This is a genomic window from Hydrotalea sp. AMD, from assembly GCF_004100315.1.
Lineage (GTDB): Bacteria > Bacteroidota > Bacteroidia > Chitinophagales > Chitinophagaceae > Hydrotalea > Hydrotalea flava.
Genome location: NZ_SCKY01000017.1, coordinates 43,881 through 63,762 on the forward strand (window position 1 = coordinate 43,881; position 19,882 = coordinate 63,762).

A 19,882-nucleotide genomic window follows, 5' to 3' on the forward strand; every position below is an offset into this window, starting at 1 on the left:
CATTCTATCCCTTCAGCCACATGATGCATTATTATATACAACTATTATTACCTTTTAAACAAGAGCTGCTCTTGTTGCTCACTATTTTTATTTTATTACTGGTACAACTTTCAGGTAAGAAACTGCAACAGGAATGGACCATGCAATGGGTAAATATCATGTTGTTAGTAACAGTATTGGCAGGCTTTTGGCAGGTTGGTTATTCCACTGATTTAAGTACCATGTTTCAATTAACGCCCTTCAATGCTTTTGAAAAAACGGTGCTTGTGTTTGCAACTTATCTCATTTCTTTACAGGCATATAACTGGTTGCTTCATCATGAACAGATAATGGAGTTCTATGTATTATTGCTCAGCTCTTTATTGGGAATGTTTTGTATGATTTCAGCTACCAACTTACTGTTTTTTTATGTGGGGTTAGAACTCTCTAGCATTCCTTTGGCTATATTGGCTAATTTTCATTTGCAAAAAAAACAATCTTCTGAAGCTGCATTTAAGTTCATTGTTTCTGCTTCTTTCGCATCTGCATTATTATTATTTGGTATTTCATTACTATATGGCTGCACTGGTTCGCTCAGTTTTATTAATATTGCCGATCATTTGGTTATAAATTTTTTTTCTATTTTGGCTTTTGTACTTTTTTTTGTTGGACTGGCTTTTAAAATTTCAGTAGTGCCTTTTCATTTATGGACTGCAGATGTTTATGAAGGATCTCCGGTAACTATTACGGCTTTTTTATCAGTTGTTTCTAAAGCATCTGTTTTATTTGTTTTGCTGAATTTTTTATTCAAAGTATTTAATTCTTTAGAAAATGTATGGCATGTGATGGTCCTGATTCTGCTAACGTTAACGATTGTAGTTGGAAATTTATTTGCATTGCGACAGCAGAATTTTAAAAGATTCATGGCATTCTCTTCCATTACACAGGTAGGGTTTATTTTAATTGCTTTATTGGGTCAAAATATAACTGGTAGCGCTGCAGTTGTTTATTTTATAGTGGTGTATTTATTTTCTAACCTTTGTGTTTTTGGGGTAATAGCATTGGTGGCAGCCATCACCGGAAAAGAAAAAATTGAAGATTTTAAAGGGTTTTATCAAACCAATCCTTTTTTAGCATGGGTGTTATTGCTGGGATTGTTTTCATTAGCAGGTATACCACCTACTGCAGGTTTTTTTGGAAAATTTTTCCTGTTATTATCAGGTGCACAAAGCAATTATTTTGGGTGGATTACTTTTGCAGCTTTGAATTTAGTGGTTTCATTGTATTATTATTTGAGAGTAGTAGTAGTAATTTTTCATCGTGAATCTGCCGCAGTAATAGCGCCTATTCAGATTCCCAAACCCGTTCAATTTAGTTTTTTCATTTGCATTGCGGGGGTAATTATTACCGGTGTGGGTAGTTGGATTTATACTTACATTTATTCATTAGCAGCCGCTGCTTTTTAAAAAATAATGTGTATGGCCATCAATAAAAATCATGAATTTGAAGATTTGGATGGAATAAAATGTGCTATCGTAGAACGCAATATTTCCAGCGAACGCGTAATGTTTTTAAAAAATCTGTTAACCTATAACGGATATACCGTTGTAGTTGTTCCCGTAATCAATCCCGCAGCGAAAAATACAGTTGTTGAATCAGCATTGCCGAACGAAAAAATAGTTCCTGAATTGTTTACTATAGGTGTTACCGATGTAACCTTTAATGTTACTAATGCAATTTTTGGCAGGGCACTCAAAACAAAAGACGGGAAAATAGTAACACTGGCATACTGGCAACAGAAAGATAAAATATCGCACGATGATATACCTTATTTTGCAGATAACAGTTGTATGAACTGATAAGGAAAGTGGCAAAAAAATGAGGCTGTCTCAAAAGTCCGAGGCAGCCTCTTTTTATTCGGTAAGGGAGGGGGTGGAGAAAGTTTTCATTTAAGCCATTTTCAAACGCATCATTTTACTTTTGAGACTTCCTCATTTTTTTATTTTTTGAAAATATTATTGACTGCGCCTCCCAACATAGGAAATTTTTCTTTTACATATCCTGCTATTGTTTCAATGGCTTTTTGTGCCTGTTCGGGCGTTAAGCCGGCTTCTGCTACTAAGCGTTCAATCAGTTCATTCATGTGTTTATTTTTTAATGATTTGATTTGTTAGGGGTTAATTCAATTGTATGTTGGCTATGCAACTTTTAAAAGGCTTAATTTGCTTTTATTGAACATTTTTTCGGCATAAGCCAGATCTACATGAAATTCTTTTTGCCGTGATCCGGGTAACTCAAACATGGCATCGGTTAAAATACTTTCGCAAATACTGCGCAATGCTCTGGCCCCAAGTTTGTATTCCAAAGCTTTTGTAACCATAAAGTTATATACCTCATCGTCAATAGTTAATATAATATTTTCCAGTTCAAACAAACGCTTGTATTGTTTAATTAATGCATTTTTAGGCTCCGTTAAAATATTGCGTAAGGTAGATTTATCTAAGGGATCCAAATGGGTTAATACCGGTAAACGGCCTAATAATTCAGGAATTAAACCAAACGATTTTAAATCTTGTGCACTCACAAATTGCAGCAGGTTGTTTCTTTTATTTTCCTGTTCATCTTTATCTACATTAAATCCAATGGCATTGGTATTAATTCTTCTGGCAATTATTTTATCAATACCATCAAAAGCGCCACCACAAATAAATAATATATTTTTTGTGTCTACTTTAATCATTTTTTGTTCGGGATGTTTTCTGCCGCCCTGCGGAGGAACTAAAACTTCTGTACCTTCCAGCATTTTCAATAATCCCTGTTGAACACCTTCTCCGCTTACATCACGGGTAATAGATGGGTTATCGCCTTTTCTGGCAATTTTATCAATCTCATCCACATAAACAATTCCTTTTTCTGCAGCATTAACATCATAATTACAATTTTGCAGCAGGCGCGTTAGCATACTTTCTACATCTTCACCCACATAACCTGCTTCTGTAAAAACAGTAGCATCAACTATGGCAAAAGGTACATTCAGCATTTTGGCAATGGTTTTAGCCAACAATGTTTTTCCGGTACCGGTTTCGCCAATCATAATGATATTGCTTTTATCAATTTCAATATCATCTGCCTGTGTTTTTTGAGTAATACGTTTATAATGATTGTATACCGCTACACTTAAAACTTTTTTTGCTTCATCCTGCCCAATTACATACTCATCTAAAAACTTTTTAATTTCTAAGGGTTTTTTTATAGATATTTTAGTTGAGTTTGTGGCAGGTTGAATGTTATTATCTTTTAGTTCCTGTGCAATAATTTCCTGAGCATGTTCAATGCAATTTTCACAAATATGCGCTTCCTGTCCGGCTATCAGAATTTTTACTTCTGCCCGGCTTCTTCCACAAAATGAACAATGTAAATGTGTTTGTTTGGCCATAATACAATTTTTGTGTGTTTTAATAAGCTGTTAATGAATGGGTTAACACATTAAAACAACATACAACCACTGCCCGTAGGTACATGTAGTGACTGGCAAAGTTACTAATTTGTTGATACCGTTTAGGTTAAAAGTGACATTCGGTAATGATGCAGGATTTATATCTTGGTAAGTACGGCATCTACAATACCATATTCAACGGCTTCTTTCGCATCCATCCAATAATCGCGGTCAAAATCTGTCATGATTTGTTCTACTGGTTTACCGCAATTTTCAGCTAAAATTTTCGCGCCTAAATCCTTTGTTTTTTTCATTTGATCGGCCTGAATTTCAATATCGGCTGATGTGGCCTGAATATAACCACTAAGGCTGGGTTGATGAATCATTACTTCGCCATGCGGGTAAATAAATCTTTTCCCCTTTTTGCCAACACTTAATAGAATAGAGCCCATACTGGCAGCTAATCCCATGCAAATAGTGCTTACGGGCGATTGGATGAGTTGAATGGTATCGTAAATTACCATGCCACTGGTAACTACTCCGCCGGGGCTATTGATGTATAATTTTATCTCTTCTCCGGGTTTATCTGCATCTAACAATAACAATTTGCTCACCAACTCTCTGGCACTTTTATCATCTACTATTCCCCACAAATAAACTGCTCTTCTTTCAAAAAAAAGTTTCTCCATTTTTTTCAGCATCTGAGGGCTCATGGGTTCTTTCTCTTCCTTATTGTTGTTTTCTTCTTCTCCTTCTTCATTTAAGTAAGGATTAATGATGTATTTGTTCGTAATCATAAATATTTTGCTTTAAAATGTTGGTAAAAATGGCAGACAATGCAGCAATTAGTCTTTTTTATCTTTTTTAGGATTACGGAATAAAACCTCATCCACCAATCCATATGCTTTGGCATCTTGTGCAGTCATCCAAAAATCTCTGTCGCAGTCTTTACCTACTGTTTCAATATCTTTTCCTGTATGCTCTGCAATTACTTCATACAGTTCTAACTTTAATTTTTTGATTTCACGGGCAGTAATTTCAATATCTGTTGCCTGGCCACCAATAGCGCCACTGGGTTGGTGCAACATTATTCTGCTGTGTTTTAATGCGGTGCGCTTTCCTTTTACACCTGCACATAATAAAACGGCACCCATACTGGCTGCTACGCCGGTGCAAATGGTAGAAACATCGGGGGTAACAAATTGCATGGTATCATAAATACCCATGCCGGCATATACACTGCCACCAGGGCTGTTGATATACATTTGTATGTCTCTGGTGCGGTCTGTACTATCTAAAAACAACAATTGCGCTGTTACAATATTGGCCACATAATCATCTATTGCTTCTCCTAAAAAAATAATACGGTCCATCATAAGCCGGCTAAAAACATCCATTTGGGCAACATTGAGGGAGCGTTCTTCAATGATATAAGGGGTTAAAGCGGTTGGATTGAAATGGTTGCGGTAATTATGTAATGTTGCACTGCTAATTCTTCTGTGATGAATCGCATATTGCTCAAATTCTTTTTGTAAGTACATGCTCAATTAATTTTGAATGAAGTTAAGAGTTTAAGATGTTCAAATACCATGCAAAAAAAACAATACGACAAAATTACAGGTTAGCTGTTTTGTTTAAAAAAAATAAAAAATTTTTAAACAAAATAATCATTAATTGGTTACTATTGGTTAGCAGGCTAATTTTGATAAATATTTCAGTGTATTAAAAAAAGCTTTCTATCGGTACAGGCCACTTGATCAGCACACTTCTGATGCAGTGCCTGTAAAAAAAGTTTTCAGTTGGGTTTTTAGTTTTTTTTGAAGTGTGCAACCGAACTGTGTGAACAGTTGTATGTGAATTGCATCAGCAAGTGTAACAGAAAGGAAAATTATGAAGCAAAACAAAGTAGCAGTATATCGTAAAGAACATTTTAATGCCGCCCACAGGTTGCATAATAATGCATGGAGTGATGAAAAAAATGCAACTGTATTTGGTTTATGTAATAATAAAAATTTTCATGGTCATAATTATGAATTAATTGTGAAAGTAACCGGTGAACCCAATCCCGATACCGGTTATGTGTTAGATTTAAAAGTTTTGAGTGCATTGATTAAAAAAGAAATATTAGACCAATTTGATCATAAAAATTTGAATTTAGATACGGGTTACTTTCAACAAGTAAACCCCACAGCCGAAAACATAGCAAAAGTTATTTATCAGTTGCTGCGTGATAAGCTGGACGAACAATTAGAACTAAAAATATTTTTATATGAAACAGAGCGAAACTATGTCGAGTATCCAGCTTAATGGCAAAACTAAAGCAGAATTAACCGATGTATTGATTGATGAAATGGGTGATAATCACATCCTTACATCAGTAGATACACCTCTTCGGGAAGATGCTTTCGATTTATCTGATGAGGAAAAAACAAAAGCTATCGAAAAACATTTCCGTTCTATTATGGAAATTATGGGGTTAGATTTAACTGATGACAGTTTAAAAGGTACGCCTAAGCGAATGGCAAAAATGTATATTAAAGAAATATTCAGAGGATTGAATCCCGCCAATAAACCTAAAGTGACTTTGTTTAATAATACCTACCAGTATAACCAAATGCTGGTTGAAAAAAATATCTCTTTTTACAGCAATTGCGAACATCACTTTGTACCCATTATTGGAAAAGCGCATGTAGCCTACATGAGCAATGGTAAAGTAATAGGATTAAGCAAGCTAAACCGAATGGTAGAATATTTTGCTAAAAGGCCACAGGTGCAAGAACGGCTTACCATGCAAATAGGCACCGAATTACAACAAATTTTGGGTACCAACGATGTAGCAGTTGTAATTGATGCAAAGCATTTATGTGTGGCTAGCCGAGGTGTTGAAGATGATACTTCTACTACCATTACCTCTTTTTACGAAGGTAAATTTAAAGAAGAAACTACCCGGAATGAATTTCTGAAATATTTGGAATTGAACACGAAGTTCTGAGAGAAAAGCCCGATGCACAATTGGCCGGTTGTTTTTGCTACCGGCTTTTGTATGCATATAATACAAACTATTTTAAATATTTTACAGGATAGTTGTATAAAACAATACTTCGGTTTTTAATTTATAAGTATACTTGCATTAATTTTAAATGGATGTTTTATTGGCAGCAGATGAAAACATTTAAAAAGCAATCGTAATTTTTAATATAGGAATTCAATAAATTTTTTATAATGAAACATGCTTATGTTTTTCCGGGACAGGGTGCGCAATTTAGTGGAATGGGTAAACAATTGTATGAGCAACATGCTATTGCAAAGGAAATGTTTGAAAAGGCAAATGAAATATTGGGTTTTCGCATTAGCGATATCATGTTTATCGGAACAGATGAAGCGTTGAAACAAACCAATGTAACGCAACCGGCAGTTTTTTTGCATGCAGTGATTGCTTATGCCATGCTGCCTTCACCAAAGCCTGATATGGTAGCAGGCCATTCGTTGGGAGAGTTTTCTGCCTTGGTAGCCAATGGAGTGTTGCAATTTGAAGATGCGTTACGATTAGTGGCAGTTCGTGCCAATGCCATGCAAAAAGCCTGTGCATTACAACCTTCTACTATGGCCGCCATATTGGCAATGCCCGATGAAAAAGTTGAGGCCATTTGTGCGGAAGTACAACAGGAAACAGGCGAAGTGGTGGTGGCTGCCAATTACAATTGTCCCGGACAATTGGTGATTAGTGGTACCATTAAAGGAGTGGAAATTGCCTGCGAAAAAATGAAAGCAGCAGGCGCCAAACGTGCTTTGGTATTGCCGGTTGGAGGAGCTTTTCATTCTCCTTTAATGGAGCCTGCCAAAAAAGAATTAGCCGAAGCCATTCAAAAAACAAATTTTAGTGAACCCGTTTGCCCGGTTTATCAAAATGTTGTGGCACAGGCAGTGACTGATGCCAAAACCATTCAACAAAATTTAATAGTGCAATTAACCGGTGCTGTTAAATGGACACAAAGTGTGGAAGCAATGGTTGCTGACGGCGCTACGCATTTTACAGAAGTAGGTCCGGGTAAAGTATTGCAGGGGTTGGTTCAAAAAATTGCAAAGAATATTACAACAGATGGCGTTAGTTAAAATGTCCCAAAAAAGTATAAACGAAAATGGGTAGCCGTTATTGAAAGCTACCCATTTTATTTTTTAAAACTGAAGCGAGCAGTTCATCCATTCATCTTCAATTTTGGCATTATACTTTTTATAAAATTGAATGGCAGGTTCATTCCAATTCAATACCTGCCATACCATTCCATTTAATTTTTTTTCTTTTGCTTCCTGAATAAGCGCATCAAAAAGCAGGCTGCCAATTTTTTTACCCCTCATTTGTTCCGTTACCAAAATATCTTCTAAATACATGCGCTGCCCCTTCCATGTACTGTACCGAATATAGTAAAGTGCAAATGCCTGAACTACACCCTCTACCTCGGCTACCAATGCCCACCAAACAGGCTTTTCACCAAATCCGCTTTCTTCAAAATGTTGTAAGGTAACGGTTACTTCTTCCGGTGCTTTTTCAAAAACAGCCAGTTCATGAATTAATTCTAATAATCTTGCGCAATCTTTTTTTTCAGCTTTTCTAATTTGAATATTCATATGTTTATTAAGATAATGCCTGATCAAAATCATTTAAAATATCTGCAATATTTTCAATACCTACACTTAACCGAATTAATCCATCTGTAATGCCAAATTTCAAACGTTCTTCCACGCTAACGCCTCTGTGGCTCATGCTGGCGGGGTGGGATAATAAAGTATCTAATGTGCCCAGTGAAATTGCCCGAACACACATTTGCAATTTATCTATAAATTTTTTACCTGCTTCTAATCCACCTTTTACTTCAAAGCTCATGAGTGCGCCGGGATGTTTCATTTGTTTGGCTGCAATAGCATAATCAGGATGGGTTGCTAATCCGGCATAATTTACTTTTTCAATGGCCGGGTGCTGGTCTAAAAATTCAGCTACTGCTTTTGCGTTACTGCAATGGCGGTCCATCCGCAATTCCAGTGTCTTTAATCCGTTCATCAATAAAAAAGCATCAAAGGGATTGCTGTTGCCGCCTAGTAAAACCTGCCATTTCCAGGCATGTGTTTGCATAAATTCAATATCATTTCCAATTAAAACACCACCAATGGCTGTACCATGCCCGTTTAAAAATTTAGTGGTGGAGTGAAAAACAAAATCAACGCCATATTTAAAAGGTTGTTGTAAATAAGGTGTAGCAAATGTATTATCTACGGAAACCAGTATATGATGTTGTTTTGCAAGTTGGGTAATGGCTGCAATGTCGATACACTGAATGGTTGGGTTTGCCGGGGTTTCTAAATGCACTAATTTGATAGCCGGATTTTTTTTGATAATATCTTCCACCTGTGCCACATCTCTTAAATCTGCAATAATAGTGTGAACACCGGCATTGGATAAAACTTTTAGTAGCAATTCATGAGTACCGCCATATAAGGAGTAATGCGATAATACGGCATCTCCTGCTTTTAGTGTGCTCATGAAAAGAGTTGTCATTGCTGCCTGTCCGCTGGCATGTAACAATGCTTTCAATTGTAGCGGTGTGCCATTGTTGTTTTTTATGCCAAAGGCTTCTAATGCTGCAATGGTTTCTTCTGCAGCCGTAAAAGTAGGGTTGCCCCAACGACCATAAATTCTGGATTTATCTTCCCCTGCAAATCTTTCCATTCCTTCTTCTGCAGTAGAAAAAGTAAATGTAGATGTGGCATAGATTGGTGTAATATGTGCAAACTCGGCATTTTCCTCACTGGTGCTATGCAATGCAACTGAACTGATGCCGGTAAAGGGGAATATGTGCTTCATAATTTGGCTGGTTTTATGGTACTATGGGTTACAAAAATAAAGGTGAATTTAAAGTATACCTGCGATTATTTTTCGGGATGCGGTTTATTTTTATTGAAGGTTCGAATTGAGCTGTTTTTTATCTAATTTTAATCAACAACTTTTTTTGATCGAATAGAACGTATTGAACATGAAATCGCTATTTATTTCATATGCCATTTATAATCAATGGGCTAATTTGCAATTGATACATGTTATTCAAAATTTAGAACCGGCAAAGCACCATCAAATAGTGGTGAGTAGTTTTCCAAGTATATACAGTACGTTATTACATTTACTGGGTGCAGAAACCATTTGGTGGCAGCGGCTGCGCGAAGAACCACAAACTGGATGGCAACTAAAAGATGCCGGATTAAGTACCAGCGATGTACTTAATGGCTTGGCCCGTCAGGATACACTATGGGTGGAATGGATGAATGGTTTAAATGATGAACAATTGGAAAAAGTGATTTTATATAAAAATTCAAAAAAAGAATATTTTGAGCAGCCTTTGTGGCAAATATTGCTGCATATTTTTAATCACAGTACCTATCACAGAGGTCAGTTGGTAACCATGTTACGGCAATTGGGCGTAACAGAATTGCCATCTACAGATTATATACAGTGGGTTAGAATATAAAAAAGGTGATGGAATACCGCCATCACCTCAACAAATTCAATTGTTATTTTAATAAGCCCATTTCAGCAAAATGGCCCCCCATGTAAAACCACCTCCAAAAGCAGATAAAACAATATTATCGCCTTTATTTAAGCGGTCTTCCCATTCCCATAAGCAAAGCGGAATGGTAGCAGCAGTTGTATTGCCATATCGTTGAATGTTAATCATCACTTTTTCTTTGTCTAATCCCATCCTGTTGGCTGTAGCATCAATAATTCTAAGATTGGCCTGATGGGGTACCAGCCATGCTATATCTGCTGCAGTCAGATTGTTTCTTTCCATAATTTCAGCGCTCACATCTGCCATGCCCTTCACTGCAAATTTAAATACAGCCTGTCCTTCCTGATAGGCAAAATGCTCTTTTGCTAAAACAGTTTCAACAGTGGCGGGTTTTACAGAACCACCTGCTTTCATGTGCAGGTATTTGGCACCTGAACCATCACTGCGTAAAATACTATCCCGAATACCCAATTCTTCAGTGTTGGGTTCTAACAATACGGCACCGGCACCATCTCCAAAAATAATACAGGTGGAGCGGTCGGTATAATCTATAATGGCACTCATTTTATCTACACCCACTACAATTACTTTTTTGTAGCGGCCGCTTTCTATTAAGCCCGCACCGGTAGTAAGGGCAAATAAAAAGCCACTGCAGGCTGCACTCAAATCGAATCCCCAGGCATTGGTGGCGCCTAATTTATCTGCAATAATATTGGCAGTAGCGGGGAAAACCATATCGGGTGTAACGGTGGCACAAATAATACAGTCAATATCGGTTGCTTGTAATTTTTTTTTCTTTAATATTTCCTGGATAGCAGGAACAGCCATATCGCTGCTGCCTTTGCCGGGTTCTTTTAAAATTCTGCGTTCTTCTATTCCTGTACGGGTTCTTATCCATTCATCATTGGTATCCACCATTTTCTCCAAATCAAAATTGGTTAGTTTCGTTTCGGGTACATAACCTCCAACAGCGGTAATAGCGGCTGAAATCTTGCTCATATAATTGTTGTACTTTTTTGTAAAAATGACCGCAAATATCCGCTTTTATTTTAGAATACTATCATATTGGCCTATTTGCAGGTTATATTATGAATGAAAACCCTATTTTTGACCCTGCAACTATGATAGCATATATAAAAGGAAGTTTTGTGGTTAAATCGCCGGCGCATGCCATTATAGAGGCCAATGGTATTGGGTATGAAATGCAAATTAGTTTGCATACTTATTCTGCCATCAAAGATTTGTCGACCGGCTTATTACATACTTACTTACATATTACCGAAAATGGGCAAACATTTTTTGGTTTTGCCGAACCGGCAGAAAAAGAAATGTTTTTACTGTTAATTGGTGTATCGGGTGTGGGTGCTGCTACTGCCAGAATGATGTTGTCTGGTTTAAGACCACATGAAATTAGTCAGGCTATAGCGCAGGGTAATACCGCTTTGCTGGCCACTGTAAAGGGTATTGGCAAAAAAACGGCTGAAAGACTGGTATTAGAACTAAGAGATAAGATTAGCAAAAAAGAAATGGATGTTACTGGATTATCTAACGCCAATAACTTAATATCTGTAGATGATGACGCTGTTCAGGCACTGATTGCATTGGGTATTGGCCGGCCGGCCGCAGAAAATGCAGTTAAAAAAATTATGTTAACAAAACCTGAATTATCTTTAGAAGAAATTATTAAGCAATCATTAAAAAACTTATAACAATAGCCTATAAATTTACCTAACCAAGCCTGCTTTTTTTGAAGAAAGGAACCTTATTGCTTACTGCTTTTTTACTAACTGCTTCGGTGTTGTTGTTTCCGTATGGATGTTTATTTGCCCAAACTACTGATACACTAAAAAAAGGAGGAAACTCATTGCGTTTTCCTATTCATGACCGGAGGGGCGATTTTTTATCCTGGCAAAATAAAAATCCGTTCGATTTAAATGATACCTCATATATCAAACAAAAAGTAGAGTACGACCCCAAAACCAATCAATATTATATTTTAGAAAAAGTAGGGAATACTTATTTCAGAAAACCGACCGCTTTAACTTTTGAAGAGTATTACAAGTTAAGAACCCAGCAACAACAGGACGATTATTTTAAACAACGTGCCGATGCTTTAACCTTACTCAATAAAAAAGTTCAAAGACCGCCGGTAAGAGTTTATAATACACTATTTGACCGGATTTTTGGTGTAGGTCCGGATGGTTTAAAAGTAGACATAAAACCTCAGGGTAGCGTAGATATTCAAATGGGTTATAATGGTCAAAATACATTAAATCCCACTTTGCCGGAAGCAGCCCGGAGAACCGGTGGATTTGATTTTAACCTGAATACCAATTTAAATGTAAATGCCAATATTGGAAATAAATTAAAGCTTCCCATTAATTATAATACACTGGCTAACTTTAATTATCTCAATCAGTTAAAGTTGAATTATAAAGGCATGGACGATGAAATTATCAGAAGTATTGAGGCCGGTAATATTGCCTTTCAAACCAAGGGGGCACTCATGTCGAGTGCACAAAATTTGTTCGGTATAAAAACACAGTTGCAGTTTGGTAAATTAAGTGTTACTGCTGTATTAGCGAACCAGCAGTCGCAACGGCAAACACAGGCTTTGCAGGGTGGTGCGGCCATCACCAATTTTCAAAAAAAATTAGATGATTACGATGAGAACCGCGACTTTCTGTTAGCACAATATTTCCGTAATAATTACAATACGGCCATGAGTAATTTGCCGATTGTAAATAGTCAGGTACAAATACAACGCATTGAAGTTTGGGTAACCAACAGAAATGGTTCAACTACTGATACACGTGCCATAGTAGGGTTGATGGATTTGGGTGAACCACAGCCTTATAATCCCAATTTTCAATCACTAACGAGCAGCCCTTTACCACAAAATGGCGCCAATACTTTGTATAGTGCTATTACGCAAAACCGAGACCCATCTACTGTAGGTGCATTTTTGCAAAGTAAAGGGTTAACGCAGGTAAATGATTATGAAAAAACTTTTGCACGCAAATTAGCACCTACTGAATATTATTTTAATCCGCAAATTGGTTTCTTGTCATTGAATGCACAACTGCAACCGAATGATGTGTTGGCAGTGGCTTATCAGTACACTTACAATGGGCAGGTATATCAGGTAGGTGAATTTTCGCAGGATGTTGCTGTAGATTCTACACAAGGGGTACAAAAAGTATTGTATTTAAAATTATTGAAAGCTACATCAGCCCGCACCAATTTGCCCATTTGGGGATTGATGATGAAAAACGTATACTCATTAGATCTGGCCGGTGTGTCAAGAGATGGTTTTCAATTGAATGTATTATACAACCAACCCAGTGGTGGTTTGAAAAGATATTTACCTGAATCAGCTCCATCTGTTGAAGGAAAGCCTTTATTGACCATTTTAAATTTAGACCGCTTAAATAATCAGAATGATCCTCAGCCCGATGGTATTTTCGATTATCTGGAAGGTTTTACCATCTTGTCTCAACAAGGTAAAATTATCTTTCCCGTGCTAGAGCCTTTTGGTAAAGATTTACAAAATCTGGCTTTTGCAGGACAACCGGCAGCGCTGATTCAAAAATATGTGTATTACCAATTATATGATTCCATTAAAGCCATTGCGCAAACCTATGCTAACGTAGACCGCTTTGTGATGAAGGGGCAGGCAAAAGGCACCAGTGGAAGCGATATTTATCTCGGTGCATATAATATACCTCCCGGATCAGTAAAACTTACTGCAGGAGGGCAAACCTTAACTGAAGGAGTTGATTATACCATTGATTATAATTTAGGTTCTGTCAAAATTTTAAATCAGGCTATTATTAATTCCGGTATTCCCGTAAATGTTTCTTATGAAAACAATGCTTCATTTGGTATTCAGCAACGAGGTTTCCTTGGTTTACGGTTAGATTATGCCGCCAGTAAAAAATTAGCCATTGGTGCTACTATAGAGCGTTTGAATGAACGGCCATTCTTTACCAAAATGAATTATGGTGAAGATCCTATTCGCAATACCATGTATGGTGTTGATTTCAGTTATCACTCTAACTGGCCCGGATTGACGAGAGCTTTGAATAAGCTGCCTTTCTATTCTACCAAAACCATGAGTACCATTGCTGCTTATGGCGAAGGTGCTTATTTTAAACCCGGCCATCCACCCCAAATTGGATCGGGCAATAATGGTTTAATTTATTTAGATGATTTTGAGGGAACTACTTCTAATATTGATTTAAGGTTTCCATCAACGGCATGGGCTTTGGCTTCCACTCCGGCTGGTAATCCTAATTTTCCGGAAGCATTATTAATAGATTCTGTTGACTATAATAAAAACAGAGCAAAAATTGCCTGGTATAATATTGAACCGAATTTGCAAGACAAGAACAGCCCCAACAATCCGCTGAGAGGAAATTTGGCAGCACTGAGTGATCCTCGTGTAAGACTGGTATATACCAATGAGTTATTTCCGCAGCTTACTACCAATATTGTAAATACTCAAACCTCAACTTTCGATGTAGCATACTATCCTACAGATATTGGCCCTTATAATTATGACAATGATCCCTCTCAGGTAAATGCCAATGGAAAATTATTAAATCCGAAAAAAAGATGGGGTGGTATTATGCGGGCTATTGATCAAACAGATTTTGAAACCAATAATATTGAGTATGTACAATTCTGGATTCAGGATCCTTTTATCAAATTGCCGAATAGTACCGGCGGCCAGTTAATGATTGATTTTGGTAATGTAAGTGAAGATATTCTGAAAGATGGCAAACGTTTTTATGAAAACGGACTAAATACCCCTACCTCACCCGCTGCTATTGATAGTAGTACAACTTGGGGAAGAGTGCCTGTGAATCCTATTCAAGTAACCAATGCATTCAGCAACAATCCTGGCGATAGGGTATATCAGGATGTGGGTTTGGATGGTTTAGATAATGATGGGGAGCGAAGAAAACGTACCGATTATCTTTCTAAAATAACAGCAAATTTTGGCACAAATTCACCTATTTATCAACGTGCCATTCAGGATCCTTCGAATGATGATTATAAATGGTATCGCGATCCGAGCTTTGATGCAAGTGGGGCAGGAATATTGGAGCGTTATAAAAATTTCAATAATCCGCAAGGCAATTCGCCCATTGCTACCGGAACATCACCTTTTTCTCCGGCAGCAACTTTATATCCTGATAATGAAGATTTAAACCATGATAATACTTTAAATGAAGATGAAGAATATTTTGAATATCAGGTAAATCTTGCGCCGGGTATGGATGTAGGCGTAACAAAATATATTTCTGATAAACGCATAGTGCCGGTAACCTATGCAGATGGAACTACCGGAACTGAAAATTGGTATTTGTTTCGGATACCATTGAGCGATTATGCCAGTAAAACAGGCCAAATACCAGATTTTAAATCCATCCAGTTTATGCGGATGTATTTAACAGGGTTTCAGGATTCAGTAGTATTGCGCTTCGCAAAATTAGAACTGGTACGCAATCAATGGCGGCAGTTTACGTTTAAATTAGATACAACAGGTTCTTATACACCTATTGATACCAGCACAATTACCTTTAATACCCTTGCTGTAAATTTAGAGGAAAACAGTAGTCGTACCCCGGTAAACTATGTTATTCCTCCCGGCATTCAGCGTGTGCAACAGCTAAGCAATAATGGTATCAATATTTTACAAAATGAACAATCATTGAGTTTACAGGTGGGTCATCTTACTCCGGGAAATTCCAGAGCAGTGTTTAAAACTTTGCCCAATTATGATATGCGTTTGTATGGCAAAATGCTCATGTTTGCGCATGTGGAAGCGGCTCCAAATACTGCATTGCAAGACAATCAGTTAAATTTGGTGGTTAGAATAGGGCAAGACTATCTGAATAATTATTATGAAATAAAAGTTCCTTTAAAGGTTACACCACCCGGCAATTATTCGCCTGTTTCCGATACTATAGTATGGCCAACACAAAATAACCTCGATTTCGATATTCAAACATTAACTAATTTAAAACTACAACGTAATAATAGTGGTGCTTCCGTTAGTACCATATATCGGCAGGTAATTGGGGATAAAACATTTTCTGTTTTAGGTAACCCGAATATTGGTGCAGTCAATGCATTTTTAATTGGCGTAGAAAATGCCAGCACCAATACCACACCGCTAAGTGCTGAAGTTTGGGTAGATGAATTACGGCTATCGAATATTAATGAAAGGGGTGCTTATGCAGCTGTTGGAAGGGTAGATATTGGTTTGGCCGATTTGGGAAAAATGTCTATTTCCGGAAGTATGCATACGGCAGGTTGGGGTTCCTTAGAATCGCATATTGGGCAACGGGCTTTGGATAATTTTACACAGTTTGATGCCTCTATTGCTATTGATGCGGGTAAATTGTTACCGAAGGGCACCAGGTTATCGGTGCCGGTATTTGCCAGTTTTGATAAAACCGTAAGTTCACCAAAATATGATCCATTTGATTTGGATATTACCTTATCTCAAAAACTAAGTGCAGCGCAAACAAAAGCCAAACGCGATTCCATTAAAAATGCAGCAATTGACCAAACCACCATCAAAACCATCAATTTCACCAATGTACGTGTAATGCCAAAAGGCAAAGTGCACTTATGGAGCCTCAGTAATTTTGATGTCAGCTATTCCTTTACACAAACGGTACAAAACAACCCCACTACTTTGCTCAATAATTTAGTAAAATGGCGTGCCGGATTAGGATATACTTATAATGCACCACCCAGATACAAAGAACCTTTCAAAAAAATAATTAAAGGAAACAGCCAATGGACCTCTTTTATTCGCGATTTTAATGTGAACCTGCGGCCTTCTCTCATTAGCTTCAGGGCCGATGTGAACCGGCAGTTTGGGCAGTATATTCCCCGTATTATTAATACCGATCAGCAACAAACCAAAGTAATGTTGGTAGATACTACCTACAACAAATATTTTACGTTCGATAAATATTATAATTTTAGATGGGATGTAGCACGTTCCGTAAATCTCGATTTTTCTGCAACCAGTTTTGGCAGGGTAGATGAACCTTATGGAATGATTAATACCAAAGCTAAAAAAGATTCAGTATGGCAGAATTTTATTAGTGGTGGCCGAACAACCCTTTATCAGCAACGAGCAAGTGCAACGTATACTTTACCCCTTGCAAAATTCCCGTTCACTAATTGGATAGCAGCCCGATACAGTTATGCTACTACCTATAACTGGATAGCTGCCAGTTTACTGGCTGTTTCATTAGGTAATACCTTAGAAAACAGTCAACAAAATAATTTAAATACACAGTTTGATTTTACAAGGCTTTATACCAAATCAAAATGGTTGCGGAATTTAGACTATCGTCCTCCGCCTCCGCCCAAACAATTCTTTAATAACCAAACCGGTAAACCTGTGAGCAGCCCTAATGGCGCAAATGCTAACCCGTTAGGAATTACTTTACCCAACCGGGAAGAAGCGATTACAGATACTGCAGGTAACAGGTTGCATGGTAAAAAGAAAAGAATAGCATTGCGAAAATGGCGGCAACAACGGCGTGATTACAGAACTGCATTGCGATTGCAACAGGCCAATCAGCCCACACAAATGAATGGCGCTGTTAGAGCAGCCGGTCATTTGGTTACCATGATAAAAAATGTATCAGTGAACTATGGCGAAAATTACAATAGCCGTGTGCCCGGCTGGTTAGGAAATACCACTGCTTTTGGGCAGGACATGAAAACCATGCAACCAGGGTTAGATTATGTGTTTGGCCGACAACCCGATAGTAGTTGGTTAAACAGAAAAGCGGCACAAGGGTTAATTACAAAAGACGGTACTTTCAACTACTTGTATCAGCAAAATTTTGAACAAAAATTAGGATTAACTGCGCAGTTAGAACCTGTTAGAGAATTCAGGGTAGATCTAAGTTTAAATAAAAGCTTCTCAAAAAACTACAGTGAATTATTTAAAGACACAACGGGGCTGGGATTGCCGCAGCAACATCTTAATCCATATACTGCCGGAGGTTTCAGCGTATCTTATATTGCTTTAGGAACATTGTTTCGAAAAACCAATCCCAATGAATTATCTTCTACTTTTCTTCAGTTTGAAAATAACAGACAAATTATTTCAAAAAGAGTAGCCAATTTAAATCCTTATTGGAAGCAGAATCCAACTTTTACTTCAGACGGATTTGCAACGGGTTACGGGCGCTATTCCCAAGATGTTTTAATACCCGCTTTTTTATCTGCTTATACCAAAAAAGATCCTTCTACTTTCCCTTTATTGAAGGGATCCGGATCGGGTATTCGATCCAATCCATTTAGTGGTATTCTTCCAAAACCCAATTGGCGCTTAAGCTATACAGGGTTAAGTAAAATACCTGCATTGGCTAAAATTTTTACAGCCATTAATATTACGCATGCTTATTCTGCCACTTTAAGTATGAACAGCTTTTCCAGTGCATTATTGTATCAGGATCCATTTCGTTATGGTGCACCGGGCTTTATAGATACGCTGAGTGGTAACTATATACCTTATTATTTGGTTCCCAATATCACTATGCAAGAGCAGTTTGCTCCGTTACTGGGTATTGAAGTTACCACCACTAAACAGTTAAGTTTAAAATTAGAATATGCCAAAAGCAGACAATTGAGTTTAAGTTTAATTGATTACCAGCTAAGTGAAACAAACAGTACACAGTGGACAACGGGCTTCAATTGGCGTAAACGTGGCTTACGTTTACCGTTTAAGTTGCCGGGCATGAAGAATGCAAAATTGCAGAACGATTTAACCATTAAACTCGATTTGTCGTTTAGAAATGATGCAACCAGTAACAGCAGGATAGACCAATCCACAGCCTATGGAACCGGAGGCCAACAGGTTGTCATTATTCAACCCGCTATTGATTATGTTTATAATAACCGTATCAATCTCCGGCTGTTTTTTGATCAACGAAGAGTGACTCCTTTTATTTCAACTGCTGCACCTACTATTGTTACCAGGGCTGGCGTTTTAGTCAGGGTTTCATTGGCTCAGTAATCATATTTCCCGTTTTTCATTGTCAGGTAATTATTTAAAATTCAGTTAAAATAGGTTAATAAAACATGCTTTTTAACAAAAGATGTTGGTCTGGTAATAAAATTAATTTACTTTTATTCATCAGATGATATGATGTAATATATGCATACAGAACCTGTAAAAAAAAATTCGCTGAGTGATGTGGTTGCAGAAAAATTGCAACAACACATTGCCTCAGGAAAATTTAAAATAGGCGATCAATTACCCACTGAGCCCGAATTGATGGAATATTTTTGTGTAGGCAGATCAACCATTCGGGAAGCCATCCGAATACTTTCTTATTCCGGAATTTTAAAAGTTCAGCAGGGTGTAGGTACTTTTGTTGCTTTAAAAAATGGAACACCTGTGCCATGGTATCATCGCTTGCAGTCGGCACGAGGCGAGGAGCTAAATGAAGTAAGGCAATTACTGGAACTAAAAATTGCAGAGAAAGCGGCTATTTACAGAACAAGCCGGCAAATTAACTGCATGCGTAAATATTTAAAAGAACGTTATAAAGCAGCTATTGGGAATGATGTTGCAAAATGTATTGACGCTGATATATCATTCCATCTTGCCATTGCTGAAGCATGTAGTAATGAAATTTTATGTGATTTGTATAAAACAATAGCCGCCCAGCTAAAAAATTTTTTTCAGGAAGTTTTTGTTGATACAGACTTGTTTATGCTAAAACAAGACTTGCATGAAAAGTTATTACAAAGCATAATTGATAGAGATGCAAAAAAAGCCTGGCATTTTGTGGCTACAATTACAAGCCAGGAAAATGATGAATAAAAAATGTGATTCATTAAAGGTTAATTTTTAGGAATGAAT

At 37.3% G+C, this 19,882-nt stretch carries 16 protein-coding genes; 9 read left to right on the plus strand and 7 right to left on the minus strand.

The annotated features are described in order from the left end of the window. Window positions 1–20 precede the first annotated feature (20 nt). Both EO766_RS13110 and EO766_RS13115 read left to right on the plus strand, forming a co-directional pair. Window positions 21–1,445: an NADH-quinone oxidoreductase subunit N gene (locus tag EO766_RS13110; protein WP_074419377.1), complete on the plus strand. Its 1,425-nt coding sequence runs from the start codon at window positions 21–23 to the stop codon at window positions 1,443–1,445. 12 nt (window positions 1,446–1,457) lie between these two features. After that, a complete protein-coding gene (locus EO766_RS13115; protein ID WP_068246217.1) occupies window positions 1,458–1,838 on the plus strand; it encodes a hypothetical protein in 381 nt (126 codons plus the stop codon). A 140-nt stretch (window positions 1,839–1,978) separates the two neighbouring features. Here EO766_RS13115 and EO766_RS13120 read toward each other — a convergent pair whose 3' ends face one another. From EO766_RS13120 to EO766_RS13135, 4 genes are all read right to left on the minus strand, one after another. Then, window positions 1,979–2,122: a hypothetical protein gene (locus tag EO766_RS13120; protein WP_176712999.1), complete on the minus strand. Its 144-nt coding sequence runs from the start codon at window positions 2,120–2,122 to the stop codon at window positions 1,979–1,981. Between the two features lie 54 nt (window positions 2,123–2,176). Continuing rightward, window positions 2,177–3,415 carry an ATP-dependent Clp protease ATP-binding subunit ClpX gene (gene clpX / locus EO766_RS13125; RefSeq protein WP_074418141.1) on the minus strand — a complete coding sequence of 413 codons (1,239 nt, stop codon included), beginning with the start codon at window positions 3,413–3,415 and terminating at the stop codon, window positions 2,177–2,179. A 158-nt stretch (window positions 3,416–3,573) separates the two neighbouring features. Further along, window positions 3,574–4,212 carry a ClpP family protease gene (locus EO766_RS13130; RefSeq protein WP_074419376.1) on the minus strand — a complete coding sequence of 213 codons (639 nt, stop codon included), beginning with the start codon at window positions 4,210–4,212 and terminating at the stop codon, window positions 3,574–3,576. Between the two features lie 48 nt (window positions 4,213–4,260). Continuing rightward, the gene (locus tag EO766_RS13135) at window positions 4,261–4,956 is read right to left on the minus strand and encodes a ClpP family protease (RefSeq protein ID WP_074418139.1); all 696 of its coding nucleotides are present in this window, start codon (window positions 4,954–4,956) and stop codon (window positions 4,261–4,263) included. Between the two features lie 349 nt (window positions 4,957–5,305). On the opposite strand from EO766_RS13135, the gene EO766_RS13140 reads away from it, so the two are divergent. From EO766_RS13140 to fabD, 3 genes are all read left to right on the plus strand, one after another. Then, window positions 5,306–5,722, plus strand: a complete 417-nt coding sequence (locus EO766_RS13140; RefSeq protein ID WP_074418138.1) for a 6-pyruvoyl trahydropterin synthase family protein — start codon at window positions 5,306–5,308, stop codon at window positions 5,720–5,722. Continuing rightward, the gene (folE, locus tag EO766_RS13145; RefSeq protein ID WP_074418137.1) at window positions 5,685–6,407 is read left to right on the plus strand and encodes a GTP cyclohydrolase I FolE; all 723 of its coding nucleotides are present in this window, start codon (window positions 5,685–5,687) and stop codon (window positions 6,405–6,407) included. The genes EO766_RS13140 and folE overlap by 38 nt, the downstream gene beginning before the upstream one ends. Window positions 6,408–6,637: 230 nt before the next feature. Further along, window positions 6,638–7,528: an ACP S-malonyltransferase gene (gene fabD / locus EO766_RS13150; RefSeq protein ID WP_074419826.1), complete on the plus strand. Its 891-nt coding sequence runs from the start codon at window positions 6,638–6,640 to the stop codon at window positions 7,526–7,528. A 63-nt stretch (window positions 7,529–7,591) separates the two neighbouring features. Here fabD and EO766_RS13155 read toward each other — a convergent pair whose 3' ends face one another. After that, a complete protein-coding gene (locus EO766_RS13155; RefSeq protein ID WP_068246285.1) occupies window positions 7,592–8,041 on the minus strand; it encodes a GNAT family N-acetyltransferase in 450 nt (149 codons plus the stop codon). Between the two features lie 7 nt (window positions 8,042–8,048). Then, window positions 8,049–9,272, minus strand: coding sequence for a trans-sulfuration enzyme family protein (locus EO766_RS13160; protein WP_074418135.1), 1,224 nt, complete (start codon window positions 9,270–9,272; stop codon window positions 8,049–8,051). A 169-nt stretch (window positions 9,273–9,441) separates the two neighbouring features. Between EO766_RS13160 and EO766_RS13165 the strand changes: the two genes are divergently transcribed. Further along, complete coding sequence (locus EO766_RS13165) at window positions 9,442–9,930, plus strand: DinB family protein (RefSeq protein WP_074418134.1); 489 nt, start codon at window positions 9,442–9,444, stop codon at window positions 9,928–9,930. Between the two features lie 48 nt (window positions 9,931–9,978). Here EO766_RS13165 and EO766_RS13170 read toward each other — a convergent pair whose 3' ends face one another. Beyond that, window positions 9,979–10,968 (minus strand): beta-ketoacyl-ACP synthase III, encoded by a 990-nt coding sequence (locus tag EO766_RS13170; RefSeq protein WP_074419827.1) that lies wholly within the window; start codon window positions 10,966–10,968, stop codon window positions 9,979–9,981. Between the two features lie 89 nt (window positions 10,969–11,057). On the opposite strand from EO766_RS13170, the gene ruvA reads away from it, so the two are divergent. From ruvA to EO766_RS13185, 3 genes are all read left to right on the plus strand, one after another. Then, the gene (ruvA, locus tag EO766_RS13175) at window positions 11,058–11,678 is read left to right on the plus strand and encodes a Holliday junction branch migration protein RuvA (protein ID WP_228733161.1); all 621 of its coding nucleotides are present in this window, start codon (window positions 11,058–11,060) and stop codon (window positions 11,676–11,678) included. 38 nt (window positions 11,679–11,716) lie between these two features. Continuing rightward, window positions 11,717–19,030, plus strand: coding sequence for a T9SS outer membrane translocon Sov/SprA (gene sov / locus EO766_RS13180; protein WP_228733162.1), 7,314 nt, complete (start codon window positions 11,717–11,719; stop codon window positions 19,028–19,030). Window positions 19,031–19,171: 141 nt separating this feature from the next. Next, window positions 19,172–19,843, plus strand: coding sequence for a FadR/GntR family transcriptional regulator (locus tag EO766_RS13185; RefSeq protein ID WP_074419828.1), 672 nt, complete (start codon window positions 19,172–19,174; stop codon window positions 19,841–19,843). Window positions 19,844–19,882: the final 39 nt, after the last annotated feature.